This window comes from Arthrobacter sp. TJ-238, assembly GCF_058269215.1.
The window spans coordinates 58,185-73,342 of record NZ_JBZCNH010000001.1; the positions used below are offsets into that span (position 1 = coordinate 58,185).

Consider the following 15,158-nt stretch of genomic DNA (forward strand, 5'->3'; position numbering starts at 1 on the left):
TGTTCCCATGCCCGAGGACGGGCCAGATGCCAGGGGTCTTCGGCGGACACAGGCATCCCGAGCGCGAGGTGTTGTCATGTCCGGCCGGATTCTGCACGCGACCCGATGGTTCGGCGTCGTCCTGGCGCGTCTCCTGGTCTATGTCCTCATTTGGGCAGGGCTCGCGCTGCTCATCGCCGGCATCGGCATCCGAGCCTACTGGGGTGAGATCTCCGTCGGCCAGATGCTCCTGAACCTCGTCACGGTCAACCCCGACGGCGGGGGCGGCGCCATGGTCTGGACCGGCATCCTGGGAGTCGGCGTGGTGCCCCTGCTCATCACCGGGGGCATCGCCGTGGGACAGCACGTGCGGCGCCGTGACGACGTCACACCTCCTCGCCGCTCGCAGTGGATCCTGCGCACCGTCTCCACCGCCCTGGTGGCTGCGGTGGTCGTCGGTGGCACCACGGCCTTCGCCACCGCTGTGGGGATGGGGGACTACCTCAGGGCCGCGAACTCCGGGTACGACCTCGCCGACTACTACGTGGAGCCGACCGTCACCGGCGACGCGGACAAGCGCAATCTGGTGCTGATCTACGTCGAGTCCGGCGAGGCCACCCTCGCGGACGCCCAGCTCTTCGAGAAGGACGCGTTCGTTCCCCTGAAGGAGGCCACCGAGGCCTCCGACGGCTGGCAGAGCGTGGACGATTTCCAGCAGTATGAGGGAGGGGGCTGGACCATGGCCGGTCTCGTCTCGACGCAGTGCGGCGTCCCGCTGAAGGGCTCGGGGTCCGGCGCCGGCAGCAGCTCCAGCGCCGAGCCCGCCGATCCTGCCGATCCTGCCGAGTCCGCGACCGACGCCGGCTCCTACCTGGGCGGGACCACGTGCCTGGGCGATGTGCTCCACGAGCACGGCTACACCAACGTGTTCCTGGGCGGGGCCAACGCGTCCTTCGCCGCCAAGGACACCTTTCTGGGCAGCCACGGCTACACCGAGGTCAAGGACCTCTCCGACTGGAGGGCCGCCGGGGAGCCGGAGACGAGTTTCCGCAGCGACTGGGGCCTGAGCGACGAACGCCTCATGGCCCACGCCCGCGACGAGATCGACCGGCTGCACGCCGAGGCGGAGACGACCGGCCGGCCGTTCAACCTCTCCCTGCTGACCCTGGACACCCACGAGCCGGTGCACGTGTACGACTACTGCCCCGTGGACACCCGGAACGAGGTCACCTCCGTGTTCGCCTGCTCCCTGACGCAGGTGGCCGGTTTCGTGGACCACATGGAGGCGAAGGGCTACCTCGAGGACACCGCCGTGGTGATCATGGGCGACCACCTCAAGCACATGGGCGCCGGCGACGCGTTCCACGAGCAGCTGGACGACCACGCCGGCCGCACGATCTACAACCGGATCCGGATCCCGGGTGCGGACGGGATGAGCACACTGCGCCCCGGTGTGGACCAGCTGAGCATGTTCCCCACGCTCCTGGAAGCAGCCGGCCTGACCCTGCAGGGTCGTGAGGCCGGGCTGGGCGTGTCCGCTTTCTCCCCTGACGTCCCGACCGGTTCGGCGCAGGCACTGGACCCTGCGACCTACGGCGAACTGCTGCACTCCCACTCGCCCCGGTTCTACACGGCGGCCTGGTCAGCCGGGGACGACGCCCGGTAGCGCAGCCCATGAGCAGGGCTTCGCAGGATCGCTTACAACCGGGCACCCGCTGCCGATAGTTCTCCCGGTTCCACATGACGGTGGCGCCGGAGAGGAGGGACACCGTGAGCACACAGGATCTGTCCGCCCTGCTCTGGCAGGAGCGTGAACTGCTCGAACTCCTCGTCTTCAAGCTCGAGGAGGAGCAGCTGCTGCTCACCTCCGGCAAGACCCGCTGGCTGCACCACGCCACCCGGGAGGTGGAGCAGGTCCTCGAACGGCTGCGCGAGACCGGCCTCGCCCGCGCCGTGCACGCCTCCGGTGTGGCCGGCGCATGGGGCATCGACGACAACGCGACCCTCCGCGAACTGGCAGCGGCGGCGCCCGACGGTCCCTGGCAGGAACTGCTCTCCGCGCATCTCCAGGCCATGACGGCGCTGGTCGCCCAGATCGCCGCGCTGCGCGACACCAATCAGCAGTTCCTGAGGGCGGCCAGCCGGTCGACCCAGGAGACCCTCGCAGGCATCGGCACCGGAGCGGGCACCTACGCCGCAGACGGTGCAGCCCTGCAGAGCCACGGCCAACCGACCCTCCTCAACAAGGATCTGTAGCGGAACAATGAGCACCTTCAGCGGACTCACCACGGCCTACTCCGGCCTCGCCGCCGCACGCGCGGGCCTCGACGTGACCGGCCAGAACATCGCCAACGCGACCACCCAGGGGTACACGCGCCAACGGCTCGAGACATCCGCGGCCGCGCCGGTCCGGCCCACGCTCTTCAGCACCGGCACCCGCGCGGGTGAGGGCGTGCTCGCGCAGGGCATCGCCCGTCTCGGTGACACCCACCTCGAGGCGCGGGTCCGCATCACGGCCGGTGCCGCCGGGTACACCGCCGTGCGCGCCCAGGCGTACTCGGCACTCGAGGAGGGGCTGAAGGAGCCCGGCACCAACGGCGTCGCCGACTCCCTCCAGAAGTTCTGGGCGGGCTGGCAGGGCCTGTCGAACCAGCCCGACAAGGACGCCCCCGCATCCGCGCTCCTCGCCGCAGCCGGGCAGCTCACCTCGCGCATCGCTGCGGGCTACCGTGAGGTCCAGACGCAGTGGGCGTCCACCCGGTCCTCGGCCGCCGGACTCGTCACGGAGGTGAACGACGCCGCCGCGCAGGTCGCCGACCTCAATCGGCAGATCCGCTCCAGTGTCGCCTCCGGCGCCCCGGCCAACGAGCTCGTCGACCGCCGCACGACACTGACGGCGACACTCGCCGGCCTTACCGGGGCCACCGTCCGCGACAATCCGGACGGTACCGCGGACGTGCTGCTGGCCGGCAACCCGCTCGTCGCGGGCACCACCGCCCGCAGCCTGCAGGTCGCCGGTCCCATCCAGCTCGACGGTGCCGGCACGGTCCGGATCGAATGGACGCACCGGCCCGGCGCCTCCGCGGGCGTGGAGAGCGGCGAGCTCGCAGCGACGCTCTCGCTCCTCGCCCCCGCCGACGCGGGTGGCGCCCTCGCGCAGGCCGCGGCCGGGTACGACGCCTTCGCCGCGGATCTCGCCGGTCAGGTGAACGCGCTGCATGCGAACGCGGGCAAGGGACCGTTCTTCGCGTACCAGCCGGAGCGGGCCGCCGCCTCGCTCGCCGTCGTGCCGACGCGCCGCGAGGACCTCGCGGCGGGCGCTCCCGGCGCGGGCGCCTTCGACGGCTCGGTGGCGGACGCGATCTCCGGGCTGGGTATCGGCACGCGGTCCCCCGACTCCGTGTGGTCGGCCTTCGTCACGGATCTCGGCGCCGCAGCACGCGCCGAGCTGCAGGGCAACGCCCTCGCGGAGGTGTCGGCCACCACCGCGCTGCAGCAACAACTCGGCGCCACCTCGGTGAGCATGGACGAGGAACAGGTCAACCTGCTGGAGTACCAGCACGCCTACCAGGGCGCCGCGCGCGTGATGACGGCCGTCGACGAGATGCTCGACGTCCTGATCAACCGCATGGGAATCGTAGGACGGTAGGAAGGCACCATGATCACCCGCGTCACCAACCAGACCATGCTGCACGGAGCCCAGCGCTCCCTGCAGGTGAACCTCGCCCGCCTCGCCGACCTGCAGGAGAAGGCGTCCAGCCAGAAGGCCATCGGCCGCCCGTCGGACGACCCGGCCGCTGCGGCCGAAGCCCTCCGCGTCCGCGCCGAGATCGGCGCCACCCGGCAGTACGGCCGGAACATCGCCGACGGTGAAGGGTGGCTGACCCAGCTCGACAACGCGATGACGATGTCGAAGCGGGCCCTCGACACCGCGAATGACCTGACGCTGCAGGGCTCCAACTCGTCCCTGCCGCCCACCGCCCGCGAGGCGCTGGCACTGAGCATCGAGTCACTGCGCACCGAGCTCGTGGTGCAGGCCAACGCCACCTATGGGGGCCGATTCCTGTTCGCCGGGAACTCCGATGCCCCCGCCGCCGTCGCTCCGGATCTCACGTTCACGACCGGCGGGACCGTCGAGCGCCGCGTCGGCCCGCACGAGACGATCCGTGTCGACGCCGACGGCGCCGCCGTCTTCGGGAACGGCTCCGGCTCTGCCTTCGCCCTGCTGGACACCATCGCCGCTGACCTGCGGGCCGGCAAGGACGTGTCCGTGCACCTCGCACCGCTGCAGCAGCGCATCCAGGACCTCACCGCCCACCACAGTGAGATCGGCACACGCCACGCACGCCTGCTCGGCGCCAAGGATGCTGTCGCCGATGCCTCGCTGGCTCTCGAAGGAGAACGCGCCGCCGTGGAAGACGTCGACCTCGCGTCCATCATCCTGGACCTCAAGCTCCAGGAGACCGCCTACCAGGGTGCCCTCGCCGTCTCGGCCCGCGTCCTGCAGCCCTCGCTGATGGACTTCCTGCGATGAGGGCCGCCTTCGTCACCCCTCCCCCGGGCCTCGCGCCCCTCACACGCTTCGACCTCGAGCAGGTGCCGGGCGCGGACGGGCTGTTCACGCTCACCGCAGCCGACGAGCCGAGCGTGCGCCTGTTCCTCCTCGACGCCGCCACCTATGTGCCGCACTACAGCCCGCGATTCTCGGACGCGCAGCGCGACGTGCTCGGATCCGACGTGCCGGAGGCGCACCTGTTCGTCGTCGCCAACCCGGGGACCGAGGGCACCACCGTCAATCTCGCCGCACCGATCGTGCTGGATCCCTCGACGGGGCGCTGCGCCCAGCTGATCCTGGACGGGACCGACTATCCGCTGAAGGCGGCGCTGGCCCAGGCCGCCTGAGGCCAGGAGCAGGAACGACAGGAGCCGCCCGGCATCGCCGGGCGGCTCCTGTCGTCATCGGTTGCGCTGCAGCGGGACTCCGCCGTCGGGCAACCCCCGTGACGTCGGGAGGAACTGCGGTGTACGGGCCGGCAGGGGTCAGGCGAAGTCCGAGGTTGCCGGATCGGCGCCGATGCGGCCTGCTGCACCCTTGTCGAGGCCGTTGATGGCCTCGATGTCCTCGTCCTCGAGCTTCACGTCGAGCGACTCCCAGTTCTCGATGATGCGGGACTCGGTGACGGACTTGGGGATGACCACGTTGCCGAGCGCGAGGTGCCAGGCGAGGACCACCTGGGCGGGCGTCGCGTTCCGCTTCTGTGCGATGTCCTGCAGCACGGCGTCGTCGAGCAGTCCCTTGCCGGAGCCGATGGGCGACCACGACTCGTGCAGGATGCCCTTCTCCGCCTCGAAGGCACGCAGCTCGGCCTGGTTCAGGTACGGGTGGGTCTCCACCTGGTTGATGACCGGCACCACGCCGGTCTCGTCGATGATCTCGGTGAGCGCCTCGATGGTGAAGTTCGAGACACCGATGCTCTTCACGCGGCCCTGCTTCTGCAGTTCGATGAACGCCTTCCAGGTGTCCACGTACTTGCCCTGCTTGGGCTGCAGCCAGTGGATGAGGTAGAGGTCGAGCGTCTCGAGGCCCAGGCGCTCCATGGACTCGTCGAACGCCTTCAGCGTGCTCTCATAGCCCTGGTCGGCGTTCCACAGTTTGGTCGTGATGAACATGTCCTCGGGGCTCAGGCCCGACGTGGCGATCGCCCGGCCGACGCCTGCTTCGTTCCCGTAGATCATGGCGGTGTCGATGTGGCGGTAGCCGGCCTTGAAGGCCTTGCCCACGACCTCCTCGGCGACCTTGTCCTCGACCTGCCACACGCCGTACCCGAGCTGGGGGATCGTGAGGCCGTCATTGAACGTAAGGTTTGGTGATGTAGTCATATAGGCGGGAACGAACGCGCCGGTTCATTTATTTCTGTTTCCATCGACAACTATCAGCCCGCGAGGTATTCGCTCCCCGGAGCGGACCCATGCGGACCAGCCTGCGATGACGGAGGTATGGGATGAGTGGTGCTGACGATCCCGTGCGGGTCACCCTCCATGACGACGCCTACCTGTACGCCTTCCGCCGTTCCCGGTCCGCGCGGCTGGCCGCGGCGGCGGCGCTGGAGGCCGTGGAGGCCGTCGACGCGCATGCAGCCGGCCATCCTGCCGAAGCCGACCAGGCCGCCGAAGGGGTCAGGGTCCTCCTGGTCACCGCGGCCCGGGCAGCCCTCGAGCGCTACCTCCCGCCGGCTCTCCCGCCCCGGGTCGAGGTCGATGATCTGCAGGCGGCCCTCGCCGCCCTCGCTGCCGGTGAGCGCGAGTTCCTCCTCCTGCACCATTGGGACCGGCTGGACGTCGAGGCCGCAGCGAGGGCCTCGGGAGAGGACGCCGGGAGGTTGCGCGACGTCGAGGCCGCCTGCGCCAGCCGGGTGGAGGCTGCGGAGGGCTCAGTCGTCGCCCTCGCCGCGCTCCTCGCGGACGCCGATCCGGCCCGGGCCGTCCAGGAGGAGGACCTGGGGCGCAGCCGTGGTGCGCTCCCCGACCGGGCGACGGCGACGGCGACGACCGACCCTCCGGCGGAGGTCCGGACCACCATCCCCGCGGCACCGGTGGAGGACGAACAGCCTCCTCCGCCCGGCGATGACGGCGGGTCCCTGAGCCGGAGGATCCAGGTGGTGGTCGGTGCCGCCTGCATCCTCCTGATCGTGGCGGCCCTGACCACGGCTCTCCTCCCCCGCCGGGCCGCCGGTCCCGCGGAGGAGACGGCCCGCCTCTACGACCTCGCGGACGTCGTGGCGGTGGTGGCCGCCTCGAACGTCCAGCCGACCGTGATCAACGGCGAGGTGCGGATTCTGCGGGGGGCCACGGTGGTGCAGCTGCTGAAGGGCGACGAGACGCGCCGGGTCCTCACGGTCGACGTCACGGGGCGGAGCACGCTCGAGCGGCCGTACAGCCGCAGCTTCTTCCCGCCCAACCAGCTCATGTTCCTCGAACACGGCGAGCACGGCGTCCTCACGCCGATGGAGGGCGAGGGCTCCGTCCTGACCCTCGTGGACCGAAGGGTGCCGGAGGCCGCCACGAGCAACGGTGATCCCGCGCCCCTCCCGGACGGGCTGCGCGACACCATCCGGGCCATGCCCGAGGAGGAGCTGCCGCTCGAGACGAGCGGCGTACCTCCCGGGGCGCTGGACCCCGCGGCCGTCGTGGGAATCCGCCCACCGGAGGGCCGCGATCCGCAGGACATGCCGGGCACCCTCCTCGGCACGTTCCGCATACATGCCGAGGACGGGCAGGCGTGCGTGCTCTTCTCGTTCAACGGCCGCGCGGTCCTGCTGCGCTGGCCGGAGGGCTTCACCGCCTACGAGCGGCAGTCGATCTCCGACAACGGCGATCCCGCCGGCGGCCTCCGCGTCCTCACCGTCCTGAACGAACGCGGCTACCCCTACGTGGACGAGAACAGGTCGACGCCGTTCATCCGCGGCGTGCCGACGGGCGCCCGGGGGACGTGCGACGGACGGCAGTTCGAGCTGTGGGACATCGCCGTCGACCCGGCAAGCACCCTGTTGTTCTACTGATGGCCCACGGGGCGCCGACCGGCGTCCGGCATGGCCCGTTCGGCCTCCTCGACGTCCTCCGCCACCAGCTGTGCACGGCGACGCACGTTGTCGAGGCCGGAGGACGCGATGCCCCACCGCTCGCCGTCGAGCCGGGCCATCGCCGCGGCCTCGGCTGTCGTGGCGAGCGTGTTGCCCGCACGAGACAGCGCCCGGTGCACCTGCATGAGCGCTCCGGGGATGTCGAGCCCCGTACTCGGCGAGGAGGCCTGGGCACGCACGCAGACCTCCCGGACGCGCGGGAGCATCTCGCTGAGGTCGTTGGCGATGCCGACGAGTTCGTTGTAGACGTCGTCGTCGTCGATGCCCTCGAGGATCTGGTGGTAGCGGTCGAGTCCGCGGCGGAAGCGGTCGTGCGCGCGCCGCCACACCCCGGTGCCCAGCTCGGCGTCGTCCTTCCGTCCCTGCCGCGCGGCCGCGAAGAAGGCCACGGGCGCCCTACAGGTACTGGCCGGGCCCGTGGGTGTCCGCGGGGGACGCCTGGGCGCTGCGTCCAGGTGGGACGCGCCGGGGCTCGCCGTCCTCGCCGACCACCACGCCGGGCGCGATCACCGTGCCGGGCGGGAGTTCGCGGAGCTGGAGGCGGGCTGCGAGCTGCTGGTTCGCCATCTGCTGGGCCGCCAGCGCTGTCTGGATGCCGTGGAAGAGGCCCTCGAGCCAGCCCACGAGCTGCGCCTGCGCCACGCGCAGTTCCGCGTCCGTGGGCACGGTCTCGCGGTCGAACGGCAGGTTGATGCGGTGCAGTTCCTCGACCAGTTCGGGGGCGAGGCCGTCCTCGAGCTCCCGGACCGAGCGCTCGTGGATGGCGGTGAGGCGGGTGCGGCCGGCGTCGTCGAGCGGGGCGGACCGGACCTCCTCCAGCAGCTGTTTGAGCATGGTGCCGATCCGCATGACCTTGGCCGGCTCGTCCACGAGCTCCGCGAGCTTGGCGGGACGGTTGTCCGGGGCGGGTGCCGCGGGTGTCGCGGGTCCGCCGGGCTGCGGGTTGTCCGGCGTGCCGGGGAGGGGGATGGCGGGGCCGGCAGGCTGCTGTTCAGTCATGACGCAATGCTCCCACAACCGCTCGGGAGCGGGCACGTCAGATCCAGCCTTGTTCCCATGCCCGGGCGGCGGCCTCGTGGCGCGACGGTGCGTCGAGCTTCGCCATCGCGGACGATACGTAGTTCCGTACGGTTCCCGGCGCCAGGTGCAGTTCGCGCGCGATCGCCTGGACGCTCGCGCCCTGCCGGCCGTGGCGCAGGACGTCGAGCTCCCGGACGGTCAGCGGACAGGACTCACCCGTCAGGGCGCTCGCCGCGATGTCCGGGTCCACGTAACGACGGCCGGCCGCGACGTCCCGGATGACGTCCGCGAGCTTGTCCGCGGGCGTGGACTTCGGGACGAAGCCGGACACCCTGCTGGCCAGCGCGCGCCGCAGGACGCCCGGCCGGGCGTGCCTGGTCACGATCACCACGCGTGTCGCGACCGACCGGAGGATCTCCTCCGCGGCGTAGATGCCGTCGGTCGGGGGCATCTCGAGGTCCAGCACGCACACGTCGGGCGAGTGCTGCTGCGCGAGCCGCACCGCGTCGGTCCCGTTGTCGGCACTCGCCACGATCTCGAGGTCGGGTTCGAGTCCCAGCAGGGCCTCGAGGGCGCCCCGGATCAGATGCTCGTCGTCGGCGAGGACCAGGCGGATCACGGTCGCTCCCCCAGGGCCCGGGCCGCAGAGGCGGGAGCCCCGACGGGCGGGGCAGGGGTATCGGCCGCGAGGGCGGTGGACGTACCGGGTGAGGCTGCGAGCGCGACAGCATCCGGGGCTCCCGGCGTGGTGGCCGTCAGGACGAAGCGGTCGGCCTCGAGCCGGGCATCGACAGCGCCACCGACGGCCTCGAACCGCTTCCGCAATCCCTCGATCCCGGTTCCCGCCGTCCGCGGCCCGGGACCGCCGGCGCCGTCGTTCGTCACCGAGAGGACGTGCCCCTGGCCGCTGCGCACGAGCCGGAAGGTCACGCAGCCGGCTTCGCTGTGGCGCAGGATGTTCGTGGTCGCCTCCCGCATGACCAGCCCGAAGAGGGTGCGCTCCTCCGACGGCAGCCCCTCGGCGTCCACCTCCACCGAGGCCTGGATCCCGGCGGCGCGGAGCACCTCGGCCGCGTTGGCCGCCTCGGCGGCGAGGGATACGGCGCGGTAACCGTGGACCAGGGCGCGGGTGTCCTCGAGCGCGGTGCGCGCGAGCTGCTGGGCCTCGCCGATCTGGACGCGTGCCGCCACGGGATCGACGTCGAGCAGGCGGCCCGCGAGCTCGGTCTTGAGCGCGATGACCTGCAGGTGGTGCCCCTGGATATCGTGCAGGTCTGCCGCGAAGCGCAGCCGCTCCTTCGCGACCGCGAGCTCGCCGGAGGCCCGGCGGCTGTCGTCGAGCCGCAGCACGATCTCCCACCACCAGATACCGCCCACGAACAGCAGGGGCGTCATCAGGGCCCAGACGCCCAGCGAGAACAGGCCTCCGGTGTCGGCCGCGGGACCGCCGGCAGGCGTGCCGAGGAGGATCCCGAGCATCCCGTGGAGGAGGAGTGCGGCGAGCGCCATGGCCACTATCGACCAGCGCGTGCGCCGGTCGACGACCACGGCGAGGGCGTTCGCCGCGAACCAGAGCGGCAGGGCGGCGACCCAGAGGGTGTGGGGCTGGACGAGGCCCAGGAACCAGAGGCCGGCGGGCGGGAGCAGGAGCCACAGCGTGTACTTCCGCTCCGGCAGCCCGCCTCCGAGTCCGCTCCGGAAGAACCAGCAGTAGCGTGTCAGGGCTGCGACGGACACGACGGCGAGCGCGATGAGGACGATGTCGAGGAGCTGCAGCCCGTAGTCGCCGCCGGAGAGCATGAACAGCGCGTTCACCGCGCTGACGAAGACGCCGTAGACGACGATCGACGAGACGCTGTACCGCCAGGTGGCGCGGACGCCGCGGCCGGCCTCCGGGACCGGAGCGGTTCCGGCGGCCGCGATCGCGGGCCGGTCGGGGTCCCGGTTCCCGGGGGAAGCCTTGAAGAGCACCATGCCGTCCATCGTAGGACCATGACATTTGTCATGGTCCCGGTGTGCGGACGGGCACGGGAAGAGGTGACGGGCGGGCACTGACGGCGTTCGGAGCCGCTCGGAAGGATGGAGTCATGACTCCCTCACCCAGCACTCCGCCACTGCCCTCGACGCAGAACCGCCCGGCCCCCACGGTCGGCACGGCACCTGCGGACACCATCGCCGTCTCCGCCGCGGGCCTGCGCTGCTCCTACGGTTCGTACGAGGCGGTCCGCGGCATCGACCTGACCATCCGCAACGGTGAGTTCTTCGCCCTGCTCGGCACCAACGGGGCCGGCAAGACCACCACCATGGAGACGCTCGAGGGCCACCGCGCAGCGACGTCCGGTACCGTCTCGGTGCTCGGGGGTGACCCGCACCGCGACCGGGCCTCGATCCGGCCCCGCCTCGGCATCATGCTGCAGGAGGCCGGCTTCGCCGACGACCTCACCGTGGCGGAGACCTGCCGCCTGTGGCTCCGGCTGTCCACGGCCGATCCTCGCGCCAGGACCCGTGAGGAGGTCATCACGGCGGGCCTCGAGGTGCTGGACCTCCACGCGAAGGCTTCGACCCGCGTCAAGATGCTCTCGGGCGGGCAGCGCCGCCGCCTGGACCTCCTCCTCGCCACGGCCAACGAGCCCGACCTCCTCTTCCTCGACGAGCCGACCACGGGCCTCGACCCGGAGTCCCGCGAGCGGACCTGGGAACTCGTGCGCGGACTGAACGACGCCGGGACCACCGTGGTCCTCACCACCCACTACCTCGAGGAGGCCGAGCGCTATGCGGACCGGCTGGCGATCATGCACGATGGCGAGATCGCCGTCGAGGGCACCCTCGCGGAGGTCCTGCGGCGCGAACCGTCGACCGTGTCCTTCGAGGTCGACGCAGCCGTCGACGTCCTGCAGCTCCAGGGACTCGGCCTGTCGCCGGACTTCGTGCCGACCCCGTCCACGACGAGGGTGACCGTGCCCACGCTCGATCTGCAGCGCGACCTCTGGACGGTCCTGTCATGGGCCGAGTCCTCCTGCGTCAGGCTGGACCGGCTGGCCGCCTCGGAGGCGTCGCTCGCCGCCGTCTTCCGCCGGGTCAGCGCCGGCGACGCCGCCTAGCCACCCCGGATTCCCGACACCCCGACCTGGAGAGAACCATGACAACCCTCGCGCACACCCCGTCCCCGTCCGCCGCCGCCCGCATCACGGCCATCGCCCTCATGGAACTGCGCATCATCTTCCGCAACAAGACGGTGCTGACCGGCGCGGTGCTGATGCCCGTCGCCATGGCCGTCTACATGTTCTACGTCGGCGCCGACCGGATGGCCGGCCCGTCCGGCGCAGCCGTCCTGGCCGGGCTGACCCTCATGGTCGTGGCCCTCCTCGGCGTCTACCTCACCGCGACGACGACGCTGGCGACCCGACGGCAGGAGCTGTTCCTCAAGCGCCTGCGCAGCGGGGAGTCCTCGGACACCGTGATCTGGCTGGGCATGCTGACGCCCATCGTGGCGCTCGTCGCGGCGCAGCTCGCGGTCATCGCCGTGGGCTTCGGCATCGCGGGCGTGGACGCCCCGACCCGGCCCCTGGTCGTGGCCGGGGCGGTCCTCGGCTTCCTGGCCCTGTGCGCGACCACCGGCATGCTCACGAGCATCTACACGCCCTCCGCTGCCGCCGCGCAGATCACCACGCTGCCGTTCCTCGTCGTCGTGATCGGCTCGTTCTTCTGGACCGCGTTCGACGACGGCTTCGAGCTGGCCTCCCGGCTCACCCCGGGCGGCGCGCTGCAGAACCTCCTCATGGCGGGGTGGGGTGCGGAGGCGCTCGACGCCTCCGTGGCCGGTGCCGCCGTCGTGCTCCTCGCCTGGATCGTGCTGCCCTACGGCATCGCCGCGAAGCGCTTCCGGTGGGAGAAGCGCTGACGGTCCGCACGACGAAGCCCCGCACTCCGTGCGGAGTGCCGGGCTTCGTCGTGCCTGAACCTGCTCAGCAGCAGCGGCCCTCGGGGTTCGCGTCCTGCCGGTCGGTCTTGTCCCGCCAGAACTCGCGCTCCGTCATCGGGAGCCCGCCGGCGTGGGTGCGCTCATGGTGGTCGAGGTACGCCTGGTAGGCGTTCTCCCCCATGACCCCCTTGAACAGCCACGCCAGTTCACGCGCGGTGTCCCGCGCGCGGGAGAGCACGTGCGGCACGGTCATCAGTGCCCCGTCCGCGCCGGCCGCTTGCCCGGCTCCAGTGCGGCCCACTGCGCCTCCAGCTCCTTCTCCGCCGGGGACGCGATGAGGCCGGCCGGCGCGAAGATGCGCGAGGCCACCGGGGCGTCCTCGTTCTCCTTGCCTCCGCCGTGCCGGTAGGCGCGGATCGTGGCGAGGATCGCCGTCACGATGACGATGATCGCGAGCACCACGAAGAAGATCGACAGCGTGCCCTGGATGAACGTGTTGCGGACCACGGCCTCCATGGCGGCGACGTTCTTGGCCGTGCCGAAGCTCTCCTCGCCCGCTGCCAGGGCGTTCTTGAAGGCCGTGTGCTGCGCCCAGTACCCGATGGCAGGAGTGGGCGAGAAGATCTTCTGGAACGACGCCGTGATGGTCACCACCGATGCGAAGGCGAGCGGCAGGGCCGGGATCCAGAGGAACCGGAAGAGTCCCTTCTTGGCGCAGATCGCCATGCACACCGCGAGCGCGATGGCCGCGAGCAGCTGATTGGCGATACCGAACAGCGGGAAGAGCGTGTTGATGCCGCCGAGGGGATCGGTGACGCCCATGATGAGGATCGCCCCCCAGCCCGCCACCATGATGGCGGTGCAGATCCATGCCCCGGCACGCCAGGAGGTGTCGCGGAAGCGGGGCACGAAGTTCCCGATGCTGTCCTGCAGCATGAACCGTGCGACCCGGGTTCCCGCGTCGACCGCGGTGAGGATGAACAGCGCCTCGAACATGATGGCGAAGTGGTACCAGAACGCCATCATGCCCGCGCCGCCGAAGACACCCTGCATGATCTGGGCGATACCGACGGCGAGGGTCGGAGCGCCACCCGTACGGGAGACGATCGATTCCTCGCCGACGTTCGAGGCCATCGTGCTCAGCGCCTCCTGGGTGAGGTTCACGCCGGTGAGGCCGAGGCCGTTGACGAACGTCACGGCGCCCTCGATGGTGCCGCCGGTCGCCGCTGCGGAGGAGTTCATCGCGAAGTAGATCCCGCGGTCGATCGACAGGGCTGCGACGAGCGCCATGATCGCCACGAAGGACTCCATGAGCATGCCGCCGTAGCCGATGAAGCGGGTCTGGCGTTCCTTCTCGATCATCTTCGGCGTGGTGCCGGAGGCGATGAGGGCGTGGAACCCGGAGAGCGCACCGCAGGCGATGGTCACGAAGAGGAACGGGAACAGCGTGCCCGCGACGACGGGACCGGTGCCGGAGGTCGCGTAGGGCGTGATGGCGGGGACGCTGATCTCCGGGCGGGTGATGACGATCGCGACCGCGAGCATGACGATCGTGCCGATCTTCATGAACGTGGAGAGGTAGTCGCGGGGTGCGAGCAGGAGCCAGACGGGCAGCACGGCGGCGATGAAGCCGTAGATGATGATGCCCCACGCGATCGTGATGCGGTCGAGGGTGAAGATCTCGACGCCCCATGCCGTCTCGGAGATCCAGCCGCCACCGACGATGGCGAGCAGCAGCAGCGCGAAGCCGATGAGGGACACCTCGGTGACCTTGCCGGGCCGCAGGTAGCGCAGGTAGACCCCCATGAAGAGGGCGATCGGGATGGTCATGGAGACGGAGAAGACGCCCCAGGGGCTCTCTCCGAGCGCGTTCACGACCACGAGCGCGAGGATGGCCACGATGATGATCATGATGGTGAGGGTGGCGATAAGGGCCGCGGTGCCGCCGATGACCCCGAGTTCCTCGCGCGCCATCTGGCCGAGGGAACGGCCGCCGCGGCGCATCGAGAAGAACATGACGAGGTAGTCCTGGACCGCGCCCGCGAAGATGACGCCGATGATGATCCAGAGCGTGCCGGGGAGGTAACCCATCTGTGCTGCGAGGACAGGGCCCACGAGCGGTCCGGCGCCGGCGATGGCGGCGAAGTGGTGGCCGTAGAGGACCCGGCGGTCGGTGGCGGCGTAGTCCTTGCCGTCGGCCTTGTACTCGGCAGGAGTGGCTCGACGGTCGTCGGGCTTCAGGAGGTGGCGCTCGATGAACTTCGAATAGAACCGGTAGGCGATGAGGTAGGTGCAGACGGCCGCGAAGACGAACCAGATGGCGTTGACGGTCTCGCCGCGGACGATGGCGAGCATGGTCCAGGCGATCCCGCCCAGGAGTGCGATGCCCACCCAGAGGGCGATCTTCGCCGGCGTCCACCGGCGGTCTTCTGCTTCGGCCTGCTGCGGGTCGACGGCGACCGGCGGCAGGTCCGGATCCGTCACCAGCACGTCGGCGTGCCGGTGGGATCCGTTCTGCTTATTACTCATGATGCTCCTCGGGTGCGGAAGTGTGATGCACACGAAGGTAGCAACCTAGTGAGGCCTGCGTCACACCG

General features: G+C 70.7%; 15 protein-coding genes. 8 read left to right on the forward strand and 7 right to left on the reverse strand.

Features of this window, described 5'->3' with window-relative positions; all coding sequences use genetic code 11:
• Positions 1 to 76 precede the first annotated feature (76 nt).
• From AC4D2O_RS00290 to AC4D2O_RS00310, 5 genes are all read left to right on the forward strand, one after another.
• Complete coding sequence (locus AC4D2O_RS00290; protein WP_490904447.1) at positions 77 to 1,645, forward strand: sulfatase-like hydrolase/transferase; 1,569 nt, start codon at positions 77 to 79, stop codon at positions 1,643 to 1,645.
• 104 nt (positions 1,646 to 1,749) lie between these two features.
• Positions 1,750 to 2,235, forward strand: coding sequence for a flagellar protein FlgN (locus tag AC4D2O_RS00295; protein ID WP_490904448.1), 486 nt, complete (start codon positions 1,750 to 1,752; stop codon positions 2,233 to 2,235).
• Between the two features lie 7 nt (positions 2,236 to 2,242).
• Entirely contained in the window at positions 2,243 to 3,628 is a 1,386-nt protein-coding gene (gene flgK / locus AC4D2O_RS00300) for a flagellar hook-associated protein FlgK (protein WP_490904450.1), read from the forward strand.
• 9 nt (positions 3,629 to 3,637) lie between these two features.
• Positions 3,638 to 4,513: a flagellin N-terminal helical domain-containing protein gene (locus AC4D2O_RS00305; protein ID WP_490904451.1), complete on the forward strand. Its 876-nt coding sequence runs from the start codon at positions 3,638 to 3,640 to the stop codon at positions 4,511 to 4,513.
• Positions 4,510 to 4,881, forward strand: coding sequence for a flagellar assembly protein FliW (locus AC4D2O_RS00310; RefSeq protein ID WP_490904453.1), 372 nt, complete (start codon positions 4,510 to 4,512; stop codon positions 4,879 to 4,881). Before AC4D2O_RS00305 ends, AC4D2O_RS00310 begins: the two co-directional genes overlap by 4 nt.
• Positions 4,882 to 5,019: 138 nt before the next feature.
• Here the strand turns inward: AC4D2O_RS00310 and AC4D2O_RS00315 are convergent, their stop codons facing one another.
• Positions 5,020 to 5,859: an aldo/keto reductase gene (locus AC4D2O_RS00315; protein ID WP_490904454.1), complete on the reverse strand. Its 840-nt coding sequence runs from the start codon at positions 5,857 to 5,859 to the stop codon at positions 5,020 to 5,022.
• A 122-nt stretch (positions 5,860 to 5,981) separates the two neighbouring features.
• Between AC4D2O_RS00315 and AC4D2O_RS00320 the strand changes: the two genes are divergently transcribed.
• Positions 5,982 to 7,538 (forward strand): hypothetical protein, encoded by a 1,557-nt coding sequence (locus AC4D2O_RS00320; protein ID WP_490904456.1) that lies wholly within the window; start codon positions 5,982 to 5,984, stop codon positions 7,536 to 7,538.
• On the opposite strand, the gene AC4D2O_RS00325 is transcribed toward AC4D2O_RS00320, so the two are convergent.
• Genes AC4D2O_RS00325 through AC4D2O_RS00340 form a run of 4 tightly spaced genes read right to left on the reverse strand, consistent with a single transcriptional unit; the run spans position 7,532 to position 10,613 of the window.
• Positions 7,532 to 8,008 carry a hypothetical protein gene (locus tag AC4D2O_RS00325; RefSeq protein WP_490904457.1) on the reverse strand — a complete coding sequence of 159 codons (477 nt, stop codon included), beginning with the start codon at positions 8,006 to 8,008 and terminating at the stop codon, positions 7,532 to 7,534. The two genes, AC4D2O_RS00320 and AC4D2O_RS00325, sit on opposite strands and share 7 nt — an antisense overlap.
• 7 nt (positions 8,009 to 8,015) lie before the next feature.
• Positions 8,016 to 8,618 (reverse strand): bacterial proteasome activator family protein, encoded by a 603-nt coding sequence (locus AC4D2O_RS00330; RefSeq protein ID WP_490904458.1) that lies wholly within the window; start codon positions 8,616 to 8,618, stop codon positions 8,016 to 8,018.
• Between the two features lie 37 nt (positions 8,619 to 8,655).
• Positions 8,656 to 9,258 (reverse strand): response regulator transcription factor, encoded by a 603-nt coding sequence (locus AC4D2O_RS00335; RefSeq protein WP_334208665.1) that lies wholly within the window; start codon positions 9,256 to 9,258, stop codon positions 8,656 to 8,658.
• Entirely contained in the window at positions 9,255 to 10,613 is a 1,359-nt protein-coding gene (locus tag AC4D2O_RS00340; RefSeq protein ID WP_490904459.1) for a sensor histidine kinase, read from the reverse strand. Before AC4D2O_RS00340 ends, AC4D2O_RS00335 begins: the two co-directional genes overlap by 4 nt.
• A 113-nt stretch (positions 10,614 to 10,726) precedes the next feature.
• Between AC4D2O_RS00340 and AC4D2O_RS00345 the strand changes: the two genes are divergently transcribed.
• Positions 10,727 to 11,740, forward strand: a complete 1,014-nt coding sequence (locus tag AC4D2O_RS00345; RefSeq protein ID WP_490904460.1) for an ABC transporter ATP-binding protein — start codon at positions 10,727 to 10,729, stop codon at positions 11,738 to 11,740.
• Positions 11,741 to 11,778: 38 nt separating this feature from the next.
• Positions 11,779 to 12,540, forward strand: a complete 762-nt coding sequence (locus AC4D2O_RS00350) for a hypothetical protein (protein ID WP_490904461.1) — start codon at positions 11,779 to 11,781, stop codon at positions 12,538 to 12,540.
• 64 nt (positions 12,541 to 12,604) lie between these two features.
• Here the strand turns inward: AC4D2O_RS00350 and AC4D2O_RS00355 are convergent, their stop codons facing one another.
• Both AC4D2O_RS00355 and AC4D2O_RS00360 read right to left on the reverse strand, forming a co-directional pair.
• Positions 12,605 to 12,814 carry a YbdD/YjiX family protein gene (locus tag AC4D2O_RS00355; RefSeq protein ID WP_490904462.1) on the reverse strand — a complete coding sequence of 70 codons (210 nt, stop codon included), beginning with the start codon at positions 12,812 to 12,814 and terminating at the stop codon, positions 12,605 to 12,607.
• Complete coding sequence (locus tag AC4D2O_RS00360) at positions 12,814 to 15,090, reverse strand: carbon starvation CstA family protein (RefSeq protein ID WP_490904463.1); 2,277 nt, start codon at positions 15,088 to 15,090, stop codon at positions 12,814 to 12,816. The genes AC4D2O_RS00355 and AC4D2O_RS00360 overlap by 1 nt, the downstream gene beginning before the upstream one ends.
• Positions 15,091 to 15,158: the final 68 nt, after the last annotated feature.

Excerpts from the sequence above, each read along its gene's own strand:
- AC4D2O_RS00290 (WP_490904447.1), top strand. The coding sequence starts at position 77 with ATGTCCGGCCGGATTCTGCACGCGACCCGATGGTTCGGCGTCGTCCTG.
- flgK (WP_490904450.1), top strand. The coding sequence starts at position 2,243 with ATGAGCACCTTCAGCGGACTCACCACGGCCTACTCCGGCCTCGCCGCC.
- AC4D2O_RS00305 (WP_490904451.1), top strand. The coding sequence starts at position 3,638 with ATGATCACCCGCGTCACCAACCAGACCATGCTGCACGGAGCCCAGCGC.
- AC4D2O_RS00310 (WP_490904453.1), top strand. The coding sequence starts at position 4,510 with ATGAGGGCCGCCTTCGTCACCCCTCCCCCGGGCCTCGCGCCCCTCACA.
- AC4D2O_RS00315 (WP_490904454.1), bottom strand. The coding sequence starts at position 5,859 with ATGACTACATCACCAAACCTTACGTTCAATGACGGCCTCACGATCCCC.
- AC4D2O_RS00320 (WP_490904456.1), top strand. The coding sequence starts at position 5,982 with ATGAGTGGTGCTGACGATCCCGTGCGGGTCACCCTCCATGACGACGCC.
- AC4D2O_RS00330 (WP_490904458.1), bottom strand. The coding sequence starts at position 8,618 with ATGACTGAACAGCAGCCTGCCGGCCCCGCCATCCCCCTCCCCGGCACG.
- AC4D2O_RS00340 (WP_490904459.1), bottom strand. The coding sequence starts at position 10,613 with ATGGTGCTCTTCAAGGCTTCCCCCGGGAACCGGGACCCCGACCGGCCC.
- AC4D2O_RS00345 (WP_490904460.1), top strand. The coding sequence starts at position 10,727 with ATGACTCCCTCACCCAGCACTCCGCCACTGCCCTCGACGCAGAACCGC.
- AC4D2O_RS00350 (WP_490904461.1), top strand. The coding sequence starts at position 11,779 with ATGACAACCCTCGCGCACACCCCGTCCCCGTCCGCCGCCGCCCGCATC.
- AC4D2O_RS00355 (WP_490904462.1), bottom strand. The coding sequence starts at position 12,814 with ATGACCGTGCCGCACGTGCTCTCCCGCGCGCGGGACACCGCGCGTGAA.
- AC4D2O_RS00360 (WP_490904463.1), bottom strand. The coding sequence starts at position 15,090 with ATGAGTAATAAGCAGAACGGATCCCACCGGCACGCCGACGTGCTGGTG.